The sequence below is a fragment of the Vibrio chagasii genome (assembly GCF_024347355.1).
In the GTDB taxonomy this organism is placed as follows: Bacteria; Pseudomonadota; Gammaproteobacteria; order Enterobacterales; family Vibrionaceae; genus Vibrio; species Vibrio chagasii.
In genome coordinates this window covers 1,088,245-1,105,299 of the sequence record NZ_AP025466.1, presented here as the reverse complement: position 1 = coordinate 1,105,299, position 17,055 = coordinate 1,088,245, and the positions used below count along the sequence as shown (strand labels likewise).

Here is a 17,055-nt window from a genome sequence, read left to right as displayed (position 1 = left end):
CTAATCACTTAGTGTGACGATTGCGGCCACACTAAGTGTTTGTATGGCTACACCATTTTCAGGGCGTGATGTCGAGTGAGTTGCTTGTGAAGCGAGTCTTTGAGCTCCATGCGTTCTACTTTTAGGTTGTGCATGCTGTCGTCATCAATTGGACTACCCGAGATCTCAAGCTGACGGATGTCGTAGTCGAGTTGATGGTATTTCTGCATGTCCGCTTTGAAGGTTTCGTCGTCGTGGTTGAGTTGAACAATGTCTAATTTTAGCTCTGGGAAATCTAAGATAAAGGCATGGTTTTCATTGAGCATTGGCACTTCCTCTTTCATCAAATTAACTTCAGTATAGAACCTATTTTTGAAGATAAATGTGTCCCTAAACACAAAGCGAGAGTAGGATCAAAAAAGGGCATTAACCTTCCATTGTGGATACGTTAATGCCCTTTGTTATTTCAGCAGAATCAAATATTACTGAGCTTTTTTGCCAGAGCGTTGTTGCTCTTTGTATGCCAATTTTTCTTTCTTACGTTGCTCGATTAGGTGAGCAGCATCGCCACCTACGTGAGTTTCGCCGCGTGCATTTGATAGCTGTACTTGCTTTTCACGCTCACGGAAACGCGCTTTCTGCTCGTCCGTGTGCTTATCAAAACACTTAGGGCAGCTTACGCCTTTCTCGAAGTGCTCAGAGGCTTTGTCTTCCTCTGTGATTGGTAGACGACAAGCGTTACATACATCGTAGCCACTTTTTTCTAGCTGGTGGTTAACGGCAACACGGCCATCAAACACGTAGCAATCGCCTTCCCACATACTCTCTTCTTCAGGCACTTCTTCTAGGTACTTTAGAATGCCGCCTTCAAGGTGGTAAACCTCTTCAAAGCCTTGCTCTTTCATGTAGGCTGTTGATTTTTCACAACGAATACCACCTGTACAGAACATCGCGACTTTCTTGTGCTTCTTAGGATCTAGATTGTCTTCAACGTACTGAGGGAATTCACGGAAAGTTTCCGTGTTTGGGTTTACCGCGTTTTTGAATGTGCCGATGTCCACTTCATAGTCGTTGCGAGTATCAACCAAGACCACATCTGGATCAGAGATAAGGTCGTTCCATTCGTTTGGCTTAACGTAAGTACCGACAACATGGCGAGGGTCGATGCCTTCAACACCCATGGTTACGATCTCTTTCTTAAGCTTAACCTTGGTGCGGTTGAATGGTTGTTCGTCGTTGAACGACTCTTTGTAAACAACATCCGCTAGACGGTCGTCTTGCTTGAACCATTGAAGGAGGGCGTCGATAGATTCGCGCTTACCTGCAACGGTACCGTTGATACCTTCACTTGCAAGTAACAAAGTACCGCGAATGTTATTGGCTTCTAGAAGCTCAGTTAGCGGTTGGCGAATTTCTTGGTAATCATCAAGTGCTACGAATTTATACAGAGCACATACAACATATTGAGACATGGTTTTTCCTTTCTGCGAGCTGGAACGTAAATCCAGAGCGGTTGCCTATTCTGATCATAGCTGGGTATTGATACCTAGCTCGTCATGATGGCTTATTAAAATCCGCAGCAGTATAACTAAGGCGATGTAGGACAAAAACCAACCAAGTGTAGGGCTATTTATCACCTGTTTTATTGTGGATTTATGATTTGAGGAACGAAAAAGCCCTGCTGTACAAATACAGTAGGGCTTGGTGTTGAATCTGTCTTACTTAATCAGCGATTACGCTTGGTTAAGTACTTCCGCTAAGCGTTTGACCGCTTCAGTCAGTTCTTCTGGGTTAGCGTTAGTGAAGTTTAAGCGCAGTGCAGCTTTTGCTCCCTCCGGCTTTGGATAGAATACTGGGCTTGGTACAACCGCCACACCATTTGAAAGTAGGGTCTTAGCCAGTTCAAAAGTATCGCATTCTGGAATCTCAACCCAAATGAACATCCCGCCATCTACTGCCTTTAATACACAGTCAGCAGGCAGTTGTTGTTCTAGTTCTGAAAACAGCACTTCATAGCGAGACTTGTACAGTGAACGAATGCTTTCCATGTGTGCGTTAAAGTCTTGGTGCTTTAGAAGGCCAAGCAGTAGGGCCTGCATCGGAACGCTTGAGTGTAAATCTGCACCTTGCTTCACCTTGATCAGTGGTTCAAGGTAGCTGCGTTTACCCGTTACCGCACCAATACGTAAGCCAGGTGATGCGATCTTAGAGAATGAACGAAGAACGATAGAGTTGTCAGGGCAGAAAGACGAAACCAACGGCAGCTCTGTACCTGTGAAACGTAGTTCTCGGTATGGTGCATCTTCGATGAACGCGACGTTGTATTTGATACACAGCTCAGCCACTTTTTGGCGAGTCTCTGTTGTCCAGCATACGCCTGTTGGGTTATGGAAATCTGGCACCGCGTAGAACATCTTTGGCGATTGCTCGGCGAAGCACGTTTCTAGTTCATCTAGGTTAGGGCCAAATTCAGTTTGAGACACAGTCACAATGTTTGCTTGAACCAAGCCAAACACTTGCATCGCACCCAAGTAGCTCGGCGCTTCCATTACCACTACATCATTCGGATCGACATACGCACGAGCAATCAAATCTAGACCTTGCTGAGAGCCTGTACAGATCATCGCAGTGTGAGTTTCTGGCAATTGGTAGCTTTGCGTTAGATGGTCAAGCAATGGGCCGTAACCAGCCGTAGAGCCGTATTGGAAAACTTCAGGCATGTTCGCTAGATTTTCTAGCGTTGGCTTCATTAAATCGATTGGGAATGTTTTCTCATCCGGCAGACCACCTGCTAACGAGATGACGTTTGGATCGCTTGCTGCAGCGAGGATCTCTCGAATATATGAAGATTGAATTTGTTGTAATGACTGTGCGATTTCCATGTGTTGTGTCTCGTCGTTTTCCGTTTTTATTCTATCGCTTGATATTACACGGTAATTGTAAAAACTAGCGTGTCCATTTATGCTCTTAAACATGTCCATTTATGCTATTTAAACGATGTCACGTCAACATATATCTCGAATCAATGATGTTCTGTTCCATATTCATCAAGACATCAGTCAGCCGTTGTCTGCCAAAGCGCTATCTGAGATTGCGGCTTACTCAGAGCAACATTTTCATCGCACGTTCAAAAGTGTGGTGGGGGAGTCGTTACATCAATACATTCGACGTACCCGAATGGAGTATGCCGCTAATCAGTTGATGTTCGATACCCGCTCGTCGGTGGTTGAGATAGCCAATAAATGTGGTTTCAGTTCGGTGTCTTCGTTTAGCCGAGCGTTTAAAGCGACCTTTAATATGTCTCCGGGCGAGTGGCGCAAACACGATTTACAGATCGCCGAAAAGCCTTATTTGAAAGATCCTGAAGTGGCGGCGGGTTATCAAAATGTCGCACAGCGGATACTACCCGAACCCAAAATAGTGGAAACACCTGAACGTATGGCAGCCTATGTTCGCCACACTGGCTATAACCGTTCTATTCGCAATGCGTGGTTGATATTGAAAGCGTGGGCGAACTCTGAGCAACGTGATTTTTCGACCCAGTTTGGTTTGCACCATTCAAACCCTGCTTGGGTCGAGATGGACCAGTGTCGCTATGTGGCGTGTATCGCGATCAGTGAACCGATTAAGTACCGTAGCGTGGTTAATCAGATGGTGATTCCCGGTGGTTTGCATGCCGTGTTTCGACTCAATGGCCGTTATGGAGAGTTGCTACCACAAATCAGTATGGTATTAGAAAAATGGTTACCTACATCAGGCTTCAAGCAGCGTTCAACTCCCGCCTATGTGCATTATCATCAGAATCATTTCCTAAATAGTGATGAAGTGTTTGAACTTGATTTCTATCTTCCGGTAAGTTTTTATTAATCCACCCATTTTGAGGAGTAAACATGTATCTCGTTTTGTATTGTCACAATATTGGTATGACTGATTTTTCTTTCTTTGAAACGGAAGATTTCGACAAAGAAGAGGGTTATATCGTGCGAGGAAAATGGCCGAACGAAAAAGCGTTTCGTGATTACTTGGCCAAAGAGTTTGGTGATATGAGTGAACTTCAAGTGATTGATTTGGTCAGCAGAGGTCAAGAGGCTGAGCACTATTCTGCGCAAGAGTTAGCGACACTCATTAGTGCGTAACCATAGCGATGAGTATGGTCTCGTTTAAACAAAGTGCATTGTAACATATTGAAAATCCTTAATATCGCTTATCACTAAACTTAGCTTGGTTCGGACTGGTAGTCATTATTCAAAGAAAGTTCATGCGGCTTTGAGTCTTCCATTGTCTTTTTTAAGAAATGGGCATTCATGTTTAAAGTTCTGAATAGTATGGTTCTTCGGAGTGAGCCAGCTTTAATATACTTAAATTTTAAGGGCTCTCTATTTCAGTATACATTGGGAAAAACAGTAATGAAGAAAACAACCATTTTGGCCGCACTGATACAACTCATGTTGGCTTCTACCAGTCACGCTCAAGAACTCAACAACGAGATGAACAATTCGTTAAGTTTTTGCCCAGAAAACGACATATATTGTCAAATCATCATGAGGGAGCTTTAACTAGAGCCACAGAAGGTTGCCGTTCAGGCAACCTTTTTCGTTATGGGTAAGCAGAGCATCTCGAGTTTGAGATGGAAATTTTAGCTGCGGTGATCCAACAAGTTGCAAGTTAAAAAGCCCCGAAGGGCTTTGGTATTACTCAATTTGGATCTAATAAATTTTCATCAAATGCATCGAAGTGCTCTCTTAAAACCCCACAGCCCATCCCTATACCAAACTTAGGCCCAGACTTGAGCATCAAGAATCAGTATAATGAGTGGAAATGAAGCAATTCTTAACTAAAAGGCTCAAAGTTTGCGACAGCCTCCTTTTTTCTAACAATCCTGTCTATCTAATAATCAATAAGCCCTGAGATACAGAAGATCTTCCGAATCTATATAGTAATCGCACTTACCTTGACCCACTGCTGATATGTTTGCACCGCTTGCTTTCGCTGCCATAACTGCAGAAACAACTAGCTTCCCTGATTGTGTACGTGTGTCTACAACATATCTTCCAGTAGGATTTCCATACGTGGCACAACTAGGTCTTCCTGTCTGGTTTTCAACGCTAAATGCAAAACTGTCATGTGTATTATGAATCCAATAATCTATTACTTTACCATTACTTTCGCTAGCAACTAAACTTGGTGAACATAAAATGCCCAACAACGACAAAGACAACCTAGCCTTCATACTTACTCCTATAATTTACAAAGTTACTCAGAATGTGTGACTTTGAATGATAACATTTATCATCCATAGGTGAATACATTAATGGGTGCGTAGTTGTATATGTTAATAGGATCCTATGTTTATTTCGTATTTCTGTGATTGTGAGCGCTCGTATCCACTGTTTTCCAAACACGAAGCGGCTTTGTTGAAGCGCTCATTAAAGCATCAATTTTGATTTGAGCTTGTCTTTCTTTATCCTTACCATCTAGCTTTGTGTCTAGCTCAAAACTCATGCTTTACAAATACAACGAATCCAGACGCCATCACTTCAAAAAGCCTATCTATCGGCAAACCAATTATGCTGAATACAACCAAAGTCTGCGAGATCGTAGATGCATTGATATATGGTTACTGACGACATCCTAGAGAACTGGCAAACCGAGCAACGTTCTTATGAGGGCACAGGGTCATCACCTTCGTCAGCCTCAAGGCTTTATCGATAGCCTTCTAAAGGAAATGGGCTACACAAACTTCTCTTGTCCTGACTTTTCGTGTCTATCAAAGCGTCTCTCTAAGCTTGGAGCTAAGGCACCGAAATTCAAAAAAACAAACAAACCCGATGAAGGAGTAGGGACAAAACCACCAATTCCGGAATGGTGTTTATGATTGCAGAGAACTTGCCATACATTGAACGTGCACCACTGGCGGTAATGGGGCCAATTATTGGGCTTATCCTGCTGGGTGCGGCTATCAACATGATGTTTGATGACTAACGAATCAGCAAGGGGCTTAAGTTTTCGGTTCGCTATTTATGCTGTAACCTTAGGCTTGCTTTTAGAACTGCTCGAAAGTTCAATAGACCCTAGCTAAGTGTAAAGGATTCAACATTTATCTCGTTTTGTAGTGCCACAATATTGGTATGACCGACTTTTCTTTCTTTGAGACGGAAGATTTCGATATCGATGATGTCTTAACGAGCAAATTTTCAGAGAGTGAACCAGCCATTCCTCCTAAAGAAAATCTGTATGCAGACGACGCTCATAACCCTAAAAGAATGAGTAATTTGGTGGCGTATTCCTCCTCAGGTCCTGTACGCTGGTAAAAAAAAAGCAGTATTGAAGACGGAATGAGTCAGAGAATGCGATGCAACGTTACAAACCAATGATAGGCCCCAAATTACACAGTAGAGACTTTAATAATCAACAACAGGAAATGATACTAGCGGCATCAATATTGAATTGATTTACCCAGATTGGTATGCCCTAAAGCTACCAAGTCGCCTAATGATATTAAAAGACAGAGTGAGTTGAGTAAGGAAACAAAGCCCCTCGCTTTATGCTCTAATAATGATGCAAATTTGATAAACCAACGATTGGTAGTGGCATGATCCACAACGACACCACGCTCTAATCGTATATCTTAAATGTCACGATAGCTGAGTTTGTATGCAAGGTAATAGCGGATAGTTTCGAGAATAACTTCCGAGGAAAAGTAGCAGCCATTAAACATTAAGGATCAGTCTCATGAATAGAAATTAAGCAAAGTTTAATTCTAAAGCTCAAACTTTGCGACGGAACCGTTTTATGTACGAGCAGGATAATTGGGTCTAGGGAATGGCTCTGCCACGTCTTTCCAGAATTTGCGACAGAGCCCTTTGGTGCATTAGGATTTGGGAAGTTATAGTGGAGGCATATGCTTGATTAATTTATCAAGTACTTCTCCCAGCTCACTTTTATCTAAACCAATAATAGTCTGAAAATCTCTGTCATCGACTTTTACGTCGTTAACAAGCGCATTCAATGAATTAGTTACAGCTCTATATTCCTCACCGTCTAGTAAAGCTCCTAAACTGCTTCCTAGAGAGCCAATCATTTTTTCGGCTATTGGCTCTGGCGAAGAAGCTGTAATCACTATATCGCCGGACTCTTCAAGCTGAGTCAATGCGGTTTTGATTACTTCTTCAATGTTGCTCACTTATACAATCCTCACTTGAAAAACTATATTTAGTTTTGATTATTGAAATACTTCAGGGACTCCTGGAATGCTGTTCCACCATCAGGATCTCTAGGGTTAGTAACAATGAATGTACTGGTTTTATCATCGTAATATGCATGACGACCAGCACCCAGTTTCTTTGAGTGCGTTGGGTTAGCCATTACGCTTTCTATATGTTCTGCAAACTGCTTCTTTGTTTTGATAAAAGGAAATTGTCCTTGTTGCAATACATGTTTCTCGAACGCATGTCCTTTTGCAATCTGCTCTGCTGATAACTGACGTTTTAATAACGCTGCTGTTGCAGGATTTTTAGCTCCAGAAGGTGCACTCTTTGTAACATGAGATAGTGACCCCAGTATGTCGTCACTATGCTTTAAAGTGGCTTTAGTAAATTGAGTGCCACGAATTGCCACTTTCGCCGCAGGTCCAAGGAAAATCGCCGCCGCAATTAGCCCACGTTCCCCCCCCGTTAGCTCATTATGGCTAAAAATCGTGGTGCCCATCGTACTTTCGTACGCTGCTTTAAGATTACTGACAACCGGAATGAAATCCATGGTCAGTTCTAAAGCTTCGACGATATCACCGTCGAATAGGTTACCGCCTAACTCATTACTGGTGTAATCAATATAGGAACGGATAAACCCTGAAGCGACATTTGTCGCAAAATCACCACCATAGATCTCAGTGGTAATAATACCACCGGCTACAGCCGCAACAAAGCTCTGAAGCGTGGTGCTGAAATCCGACATGTGCTGACCAATTTGGCTATTAGTAGCGGTCATCAATATGTTGGCTAACAGAGCATCAGAAAAATCTCGGTGGTAAATCAGGTTATCGGCGCTCGCAAACATCGCACTCTTTAAACCGATGTTCGTAGCACTTTGCAGCAACGTATTGTTACCTAGTAAGTCAACCATAAATTGACTTTCCATGATGCCGTGAGCTATACCATTTGCGATGCCGCCTGTTACCGCCCCCATTAATATCGATTTTTCGATACCTTTTAAGCTTCCCTTATTGGCGATGAGGTGAGTTGCGCCACCTGTAACGGCACCTGCGGCCATAGCTGCGATAGTTTGCGTCATTACTGCCGATAGTGAACCAGCAACAGCTCCTGTGGTCCCCAGCAGTGCAGGCATAGTGGTTTGAAAATAATAAAGTGCCGCTGGCCCAACAACCCAGGCCGCAGCCAGCATGGCAATCACCATTTCCGGATTTTCTTTGATCATCATGCCGACGATTTTGACACCATGGCGAACATCTGATTCCCAGCGTCCTACTTCATGGCGGATTCTTCGCTCAAAACGTTTGCTTTCGTGACGTATTTGACTTTCTATCCGTTTTGCTTCGTTTCGGACCCGACTTTCAACACGCTTCACTTCATTACGAACGTTGCTTTCAGCACGCTTAGCTTCGTTGCGTATTTGGCTCTCAACTCTTTTCGCTTCTTTTCTAATTCGGCTCTCAGCACGTTTCGCTTCATTTCGAACTCTACTCTCTGCGCGCTTGGCTTCATTCCTGATCTTGCTTTCTGCTCGTTTGAAGACCTTTTTGACTTTCCTTCTTACTTTTTTCCATTTCTTTTTTAGGCTCCAATAACCACTAGGGTCTAGGGTATTTAGTGGATCGTTCTGCTTGAAACTGTAGCGATTGTAATTCGGAACAGACTCTTGCCCTTTTACAAATGGGTCAGCTTGAATGAACCTAGCAAGGTATGGGTCATAGACTCTTCCTTTCATATGGATAAGGTCAAAGCCTGCCACGCCCACATGTCCGAACATTGAACTATAGGCAGTTGACACGGCAAAAGCGTCATCCATTTCAGGTAATAGTATGTTGTGCGTGGCACCAAACGGGTCTGTAAAGGTCTGAGAGGTGATATCGCCTTCAGAACCTGTGACCATAATTCGTTGGCCTAAGCGATCAGTATGAGAGTAGGCCGTGCCGCACAGTGACTCGTTGCAACTTACCGAAAAACCATTGCCACCAAAACTTTCTTGTGCGCTAAATTCCCCATCCTTCTGGGTATAGCTGTACGCCCCCGTTGATAGCGTTTTTGTTGTCGTCCATTCCAATGTTGCAATATCAAAGCGTTTGTCGGTACGAACGATTTGTTGACCATCAGGGCCATAAGTGAAACGCGTTTCATCACGATCGACAACATTGTTGTCTTGTGAGTCATGGCTCGCGACATGCACCAAGCGGTTGTTTTGATATTCGAACTCTCGAACACCATCAGTTAGTAAGTTACCGTTTAAGTCATAACTAAAATCGCGATTTTCACCGTTTTCTTCTTCAAGGCGTGTTAACTTGAACGGATCGTCTGATTCGTAGTAATACTGGCCAACCCCTTTTTTGTAGGTAATGTTGCCATATTGGTCGTATTCGTACTCTGCGACAGCTGAAATATAGTTACCTGCATCAATATTTTGGCATATGCCATTGATACAAAATTGCTTTATTTCATGTGAAGCTAAACGCCCGTTATCGTCATATCCGTACTCATCCTCAAATGAAGTTTCACTGCGGTTTTTATAGTAAAAATGACGTAGCCTATGGATTAACCTATCGTCGAGATCATATTGATAATCAAACTGATAAACCAATAAACCGTTTCGTGCTGCAGATTGCTGCGTGACTTGGCCTGATACACGGTCATATTGGTAAAACTCCTCTATACCGTTACCAAACCTTACGTGAGTCGGTCTTTGTTGCGCATCTTCTGACAAGATCTCTTTGTATACTAAGCCTGTTTCAGCGTTACTCCATTTATACGCCGCGCCATTTTTAAAGGCGGTTTCGATAGCAAAACTGTTGCCCAATCTAGATGATGTGGACTCCTTGATAACTTGCCCATTATCGTCGTAATCGTAGTACGTGCTTTGTGTTTTTCCATCCTCTAGTGTTACATCACGCTGGGTTAGCCAGCCATTAGGCCACTGATAGGTGTTGTTCTCTTGGTATTGAACAGGGTGACCGACACATTCATCTTGGTTGCCCGCCACTTGAATGACTTGGCTTGGTTCAGCTAATGGTAGTTCTGTTGGATATTGATAACAGATGGTTGAATTGGCGGTGTTCAATTGAGTGATACGATTCAATTGATCGTAACTGAACACAGAACGATCCCCATTGGCGTCTTGCTGCCATTCCAATTGCTTGTTGACGTTGTAATGGTACTGCCAATGTCCACGCGTTGGATCGATAGTATCGGTTCTAAGACCACGTTCGTCATACTTGTGTATGATTCTGGTGGCTGAGTTTCCGTTCAGTTCAGACGACGTTATTTTACCATCGGTGTTATAAGTGAAGGTGACTTCGTTGCCTAAGTGGTCCTCTACTCGGTATAAAAGGCCTGTGATGTCGTAGTAGCGACGTACTGCATTGCCCCATTGATCATAAGTTTCGGTCAGATTCTTTGAAATGTCTGAACGCTTTTTGAGCTGCCCATTAACCTCGTGCTCGATATTTTGTCTATCAAGATCCCCAGTAACAGTGTGTATTACAGCGGTTTCACCTTCAAAATGAGGAAGAGTGATTAGGTTCGCGTTGTCATTATCTCTAGTTTCACCTGTGATGATGAATCGATCATTCAACCCTTTTCTAACATTGAATTCACCACGAGTGGTGGTACAAGTCACTGATTCCGGCAATGAGTAATAGGTGACAAACGTGGTATCAGTAGGACAAACGCCTACCCATTCCTGAAGTCGCGCTGGTACTTCATCAATTGGGTAATACTGGGTTTTTTTGGTAATACCTCGTACGGTTTTACTCGTAATACGATGTTGATCATCATATTGGGTTTCATCGTAAATGATGCCATTAATGAGTGATTTTTCTAGACGCCCCTCGCTTGTTGTTTGGTACTGGTAATCAATACAATGGTTGTTTTCACAGCGCTGAATAACATCGTCGCCTTGATAAACAATTTTTTCATCGAGTACACGCTTTCCGTTAACCGTTCGGCGTCTCGAGATAACTCGGTCTTGGCTATCTTGTATTACGTGATCCCGTGTTTCGTAGCGCCCCTGACGTGTCAGCTGCTCAATGAGCTTGTCATTGTCATACTCATATTCGAACTCTTTGACCAGTAGATCACTGACGCCATTTTCGTAGGCTGGGCTAACAATAGATCGTTTTTCAATTTTCCCTACTAGGTAGTCATTCGCATACTGGTATTGAACTTCCTCTTCTATTTGTTGGCCTTCGCCGTTATTTGTTACCGTTAAACGCTTTTCTAAACGATCTTTGTCGTCATAGTCGTTTTCTGTTGTTACCTCTTGACTGAGAGAGCCATCTTCAGCGTAAACGGATTCAACAACTCTTGATTTTTGAGCATGGCCTGAGGAGGTTAAATGCCATTCTGTGGCTGTGTTGGAGAGACGATACTCGACGTTATCTAACATACCAAAACGGGTAATGTTATTAGCCAAGCCTGCGTATGCACCGTGAGTAAGATAACTGGTTACTGTGCGGACACGAGCTAATGGATCAAAAGTACTTTCTTCTCGAACAGAAGTTGGTTGTCCCTTGCTATTTAACGAGTAGGTGTAATTTGATTTTTGGGATTGAGTTTTATTGCGTGGCAAGTTATCACTGTTGATAATTGCGAGTACTCCTCCCATTTTCTCATAATGATGTTTGACGGTTTGTGTACTGTCTCTCCAGCCACTCAAATGCGGGAAGGCGTCTAGGTTAGCATCACGCCCATAATCAAGCGTGATAATAGGGGCGCACGTTGGCTCCACCTCGTCTTTTCGGCGTTCACACTGACCAATCGCTGATAAGTATTCTGCTTGGTACGGTGCTTTTTTCCAGCCAGAACCATTAGGGTTTTTGACCCCAGAATTGTGATCAATCCAAGTCTGAGTATTAAAGAAATAAGAAACAAGTTTATCGCTGTGATCAACGTCCACTTGCGTTAAGCTGCCTTTTTTGGTCACCGAGACTGAAGCGCTAGCTTCTAAAGCTTTAATTCCCTCGATCTGATGGGTGTTTTTGACAAAAGTAAGACGTGCCGATTTATTCTCATATGGTACTGATAGAGACAAACCAGCTTGACCTTGGTCGGTAACATATGAATCTAGATTAATCGCCTGGTCAGATTGGGAAAATGATGAGTATGGATAAGAGAAGTACCCTCTAATAAGACCAGATGTGACGGCACGATAAGACTGAGAAACCCTAGGTGATGTTTTATAGTTACTTATATTAAATTTATAAGCCCCCATCGCCAAAGATATTGACTGGGCAGTTTTATCGTAACTATAACTGTTACGAGGAAGCTTATTACTGCGACTCCATTTCACGAAGTCACTGTAACGTGTCTTATTTTTATTGGTAAAGAGTTCACTTTTCCAATGTTTATTTTCTTTCCATACTCGCAAGTATCGAGTACGGGATTGTACTGAAGACCCAGGCCCAATTGGGACAGGGACTGCCACTTCGCCATGAATCATAACAAAGGGGCGATCGGTCGATTCTATAACCTTGGCATAGAACTGATAATTGTCTTTGCTTACATCTTTCAGATAGACGTCAAGCGTGGCTGAACGAGCATATGATGTTACTGCAAGGAGTAAACATATAATTATTTTTATTATTCTCATAGGAGATATTAATTAATACGAGAGTATTATTTCCTTTATGATTATTCGAAATAGTTGATTAAAGTTGAAATTATTAGACTGGAGGAGCCTAAAACTAGGCCGACTAAAATGGCTTAACTTTTATTACGCAGAGTGTTGGCCTACTTAATGCCTAACCAAAAATCGATTGATATTGGCTTCACATTGTTTAGTTTGTTGTGGGTCATAACGTAATAACACTTTTTTTTGTGATGAAAAGGCAGCCATCAGAGCACTTGCTTTGACATTGTAGTTTTTGTCAGTAATTAAAATGCCAAATCGGGCTCCGTTGTCGCAGCTAGAAACATTTTCATCTTTATAGTCAACTATCACAATTAAACCGCTGTCGTGAGGATAGAGGTGTTTAATATGAACCCAAGGGGAGCTCTTCCAAGTAGTCGCGGAGTGTGCCGCCATTGACGTTATTAATGCCAACCCAGCTGAAATCATTGTTTTTTCATTTCCTTTCCTTTAATAATATTATTTTCTGGGCCCCAGAATGGATAAAGAGAATTCTTAAGAACTTGTTATTGTTGCTTCATGATTACCATAAAAAAACGGGCGGTATGCTACATGATGCAATTGTAAATGTCAGTTAAATTTTATAGAATGTCATAAAAAAGAAAAAAGTTTACAAAATTACGGTTAAAAAGTAGTATTGGAACACCTAGATTTGGGCGTATGGCCCTGATTTTTTGGGAGCAATTTGGCGTTAGGTGAATTTTTAATTGACTTTTCTATTGTTGTCGTTGACTGGTGTGGAGAATTTCTATAGTGATTTTTCAGCTCGGTCGCTAATTAAGAGGTGATTTGTGAGTAGCCTTCTTTTTAGCGTCAAATGATAATTAAATATTGCCATTACTTCTATTAACTTTAACTTAACATCGGGATGGTTCATATATGAAAAAGTATATTTTACTTGGTTTAATTTCAAGTAATGTTTTAGCTGGTCATGATTCAGGTATTATTGATCTTATTGAGCTGGAAACTCGCAACAACCATCAAGATTTACAAGTTAGTTTTGGTGAGAATAAAGGTAACAAGTTTTGTTCAGGAAATGATGTTCAGTACCCTGATAATGCCTACCTTGCATCTAGTGAAAATAATTTCGATGCAATCTATAGTGCATTATTAGCAGCTTATGTGGCTCAAAAGAAAGTTAGAATCGAAACTACTTATGATGCAGAACAAGGTAAGAGATGTATTATAAAGAAAGTTCGTTTACTTTAATGCTATATTCTCTTTTTCTAGTATTTAAAGAAGAAGATTCTATACTAATTTAAAACAACATATTTAGCTTGATGGCAAAAAATAAAGAGGCTTTGTTAGCTCAGACTCTTTGTGGTTATTGCATTTAACATGTATCTATTGCGCGACTTCATCCACTAAATACAAGATTGATTGATATGGAATGCCACTGTGATGCGACAAACCGATCTCACAAGTTCGGCTGTTACTGAATCCACGAGTACAGTTGCTCGGTACTTGTTCCTTAAGTGGGTGCACCGCTGCTTCATTCAGTTCAGGCGTAGTGAAGCCTTTGTCACCCGCCCAGCCACAACATTGAATATGCTCAGGAACAATCACTTCTTCAGTACAGGCTTTAGCGAGGTTTAACATCGCGCCCTCTAAGCCCATTCGGCGAGAGCTACAAGTGACATGAAGCATCACGGTCTCTTTCAGTGGCTCAAGCGTCAGATGTTCAAGTAAATATTGATTCACAAAGCCTGTCGGCTCCAGAACTTCTAAGGGCTTAGTGAACTGCTCAATACTGCGTTTGGCACATGGGCTGGTGTCCATCAATACTGGGTATTCACCCTGACGAGTCGCTTGCCACAACACTTCTTCGAGCTGTTGTGCTTTAGATTGGGCTATATCGTTCATCCCTTTGCTGTCGTAAGGCATACCGCAACATTGCTCGTCTAATTTCTTCGGCAGGATGACTTCAAATCCAGCTTTGTTGAGCAGAGACATGGTCACTTCAGTAAGAGGGCGTTGATCACCCGCATCATTTTGTTGACCCATGGTTCGGCTAGCACACGACGGGAGGTAAACCACTTTCTTTGCGTCATTAGACGTTGCGGCTGTCACTGGTGAAGCCGTGAGAGTGTGACTGTTGGACTGCGGCATCTCTGGCATCCAAACTGGCGTTGCGCCTTTGGTCACTGAGCGCAGGCCATTGGTAAGCTTGCCGACCGTGTTTGCGCCCAGAACTTTACTCGCTACTTGATTGGTTTTGAGACCTGCCTTGGTCAGTTTCGTGGTGGTCGAGAAATGATCCGCTGTCCATTTGGCGATTGGTGTGAACTTCTCATACTTGGCAACACGAAGTTTCTTCACCAAGTCTCCCGTATTAATGCCTACCGGACAACGCTCGGCACACAGGCCTGTTACCGCACAGGTATCAATGCCTTGGTATTCAAAGGTTTTTTCTAGTTCGCTGGCTTCTATCTCTTCACCTGCTTCTCGGCGACGTTGCAGTTCTCGGTACAACACGATGCGTTGGCGAGGTGACAAGGTCAGTGTGCGAGACGGGCAGACTGGCTCACAGAATCCACACTCAATACAGCGGTCGACAAGATCGTCGGCAGCTGGCATTGGCTTTAAGTCTGTGATGTGGGAGTTTGGGTTGTCGTTGATGATAACGCCAGGGTTGAGCAACCTTTCTGGGTCGAACAGCGCTTTGATCTGTTGCATCAAGGCGTAACCATCTTTGCCCCATTCCAACTCCACGTAAGGTGCCATGTTACGGCCTGTGCCGTGTTCCGCTTTCAGAGAACCTTGATATTTCACGGCGACAAGCTCGGCTACGTCATCCATGAATCCGCCGTAACGGTCGATCTCTTCTTGGCTATCAAAGCCTTGGGTAAATACAAAGTGCAGGTTGCCTTCTAGGGCGTGGCCGAAAATGATCGCCTCGCTGTAGTCGTATTTATCGAACAGCTCTTGCAGCTCTCGAATGCCATTTGCAAGATTGTCGACTGGGAAAGCAACATCTTCAATGATGACCGTCGTGCCGACTTCACGCACTGCGCCAACGGCCGGGAACATGCCTTTACGGATGCCCCACAGGGTAGCGACAGTCTTAGGATCGGACGTGAAAGGGACAGATTCGACAATCGTGTAATCAGCTAATGCATCCAAAATTGATTTACATTGTAAATCTAAGTCCTGCTGGGAGCTGGCGTGTGATTCCACCAAAATAGCCGCTGCTTCTAAATCCAAGTTTGGCATAAACGCAGGCATACCCGGCTTATCCGCGACAGAACGCAGCGCTCTACCATCCATCAATTCAACAGCAGCAACCGGAGTCTTAGATAATGTAGTTACGGCTTTACTGGCTTGCTCGATGTCGGCAAACACCAGCAGTGCAGAGGCTTTATTCGGGTGTTCAATCACCGTGTTGTAAGTGATCTCGGCGATGAAGCCTAGCGTGCCTTCTGAACCGATCATCAGGTGTTTGATGATTTCGATTGGGTCGTGGTAATCGACCAATGCATTGAGCGCGTAGCCCGTGGTGTTTTTAAGGCGATACTTGTGGCGGATTCTGTCGGTGAGTTCTTGATTCGAGGTGGTTTGACGGTGCAATTCAACAATGCCATCAAATAGCGTTTTGTGTGATTGTTTGAATGCCTCAATGCTAGCACTGTTTGCGGTATCGAGCAGGGTGCCATCACTTAGGACGACTTTCATGCTTTCTACCGTGCGATAGGAGTTCTGCGCAGTACCGCAACACATGCCGCTGGCGTTGTTCGCGGCGATACCACCGATTTTACAGGTGTTGATGGAAGCTGGATCTGGGCCGATTTTACGTTGAAAGGGGGCAAGGTATTTGTTGGCATCGGCGCCAATCACACCCGGCTGAAGAATGATTTGATTGCCGTTATCGACGATCTCATGGCCGCGCCAATCGTCGGTCAGAGTGATAAGTACGGAATCTGAAACCGCTTGCCCTGAAAGGCTGGTGCCTGCCGCGCGGAAGGTAAAATGAATGCCCAGTTCACGACAGCTTTGAATAGTGAATATCACTTCCTCTAAGTTTTTAAGTCTTAGAACCATTTTCGGCACCAAGCGATAAAAACTCGCATCGGTGCCGTAAGCCAATCGCTTTGCCTCTTGCGTGACAATGCGTTCCGTTTCTATTTTTTGAGCCAGTATCGCCTCAAGCTGCTGATAAGCTTTAACGTCAATTACTCGCTCATGGGATGTGTTTGTTACCATCTTTGCTTCCTTGTGCTTCTT

Annotated in this window: 11 protein-coding genes and 1 pseudogene; 4 read left to right on the top strand and 8 right to left on the bottom strand. The window is 43.4% G+C overall.

The features are described from left to right. Window positions 1-47 precede the first annotated feature (47 nt). The 3 genes from OCV52_RS20680 to OCV52_RS20670 form a co-directional block, all read right to left on the bottom strand. Window positions 48-305, bottom strand: a complete 258-nt coding sequence (locus OCV52_RS20680) for a YdcH family protein (protein ID WP_032498145.1) — start codon at window positions 303-305, stop codon at window positions 48-50. Between the two features lie 156 nt (window positions 306-461). After that, a complete protein-coding gene (gene trhO, locus OCV52_RS20675) occupies window positions 462-1,451 on the bottom strand; it encodes an oxygen-dependent tRNA uridine(34) hydroxylase TrhO (RefSeq protein WP_137407106.1) in 990 nt (329 codons plus the stop codon). A 261-nt stretch (window positions 1,452-1,712) separates the two neighbouring features. Beyond that, window positions 1,713-2,861: an aminotransferase-like domain-containing protein gene (locus tag OCV52_RS20670; RefSeq protein WP_105023960.1), complete on the bottom strand. Its 1,149-nt coding sequence runs from the start codon at window positions 2,859-2,861 to the stop codon at window positions 1,713-1,715. 115 nt (window positions 2,862-2,976) lie between these two features. On the opposite strand from OCV52_RS20670, the gene OCV52_RS20665 reads away from it, so the two are divergent. Next, window positions 2,977-3,846, top strand: a complete 870-nt coding sequence (locus tag OCV52_RS20665; protein ID WP_102426003.1) for an AraC family transcriptional regulator — start codon at window positions 2,977-2,979, stop codon at window positions 3,844-3,846. 23 nt (window positions 3,847-3,869) lie between these two features. After that, entirely contained in the window at window positions 3,870-4,115 is a 246-nt protein-coding gene (locus tag OCV52_RS20660; RefSeq protein WP_004737054.1) for a hypothetical protein, read from the top strand. Window positions 4,116-4,873: 758 nt separating this feature from the next. On the opposite strand, the gene OCV52_RS20655 is transcribed toward OCV52_RS20660, so the two are convergent. Beyond that, window positions 4,874-5,209 carry a hypothetical protein gene (locus OCV52_RS20655; protein ID WP_137407108.1) on the bottom strand — a complete coding sequence of 112 codons (336 nt, stop codon included), beginning with the start codon at window positions 5,207-5,209 and terminating at the stop codon, window positions 4,874-4,876. Between the two features lie 432 nt (window positions 5,210-5,641). Here OCV52_RS20655 and OCV52_RS25695 point away from each other — a divergent pair. After that, a pseudogene (locus OCV52_RS25695) lies at window positions 5,642-5,737 on the top strand (hypothetical protein); the annotation flags it as partial. Window positions 5,738-6,865: 1,128 nt separating this feature from the next. Here the strand turns inward: OCV52_RS25695 and OCV52_RS20645 are convergent. The 3 genes from OCV52_RS20645 to OCV52_RS20635 form a co-directional block, all read right to left on the bottom strand. After that, window positions 6,866-7,162, bottom strand: a complete 297-nt coding sequence (locus tag OCV52_RS20645) for a hypothetical protein (protein WP_137407110.1) — start codon at window positions 7,160-7,162, stop codon at window positions 6,866-6,868. A gap of 29 nt (window positions 7,163-7,191) precedes the next feature. Continuing rightward, window positions 7,192-12,495: an RHS repeat-associated core domain-containing protein gene (locus tag OCV52_RS20640; RefSeq protein WP_170222429.1), complete on the bottom strand. Its 5,304-nt coding sequence runs from the start codon at window positions 12,493-12,495 to the stop codon at window positions 7,192-7,194. A 444-nt stretch (window positions 12,496-12,939) separates the two neighbouring features. Further along, on the bottom strand, window positions 12,940-13,263 hold the full coding sequence (locus OCV52_RS20635; protein WP_137407112.1) for a hypothetical protein: 324 nt from the start codon (window positions 13,261-13,263) through the stop codon (window positions 12,940-12,942). Window positions 13,264-13,713: 450 nt separating this feature from the next. Here OCV52_RS20635 and OCV52_RS20630 point away from each other — a divergent pair, with 450 nt between their 5' ends. Then, a complete protein-coding gene (locus tag OCV52_RS20630) occupies window positions 13,714-14,043 on the top strand; it encodes a hypothetical protein (protein ID WP_137407113.1) in 330 nt (109 codons plus the stop codon). Between the two features lie 135 nt (window positions 14,044-14,178). On the opposite strand, the gene OCV52_RS20625 is transcribed toward OCV52_RS20630, so the two are convergent. Further along, window positions 14,179-17,034 (bottom strand): FAD-binding and (Fe-S)-binding domain-containing protein, encoded by a 2,856-nt coding sequence (locus tag OCV52_RS20625; RefSeq protein WP_137407114.1) that lies wholly within the window; start codon window positions 17,032-17,034, stop codon window positions 14,179-14,181. Window positions 17,035-17,055: the final 21 nt, after the last annotated feature.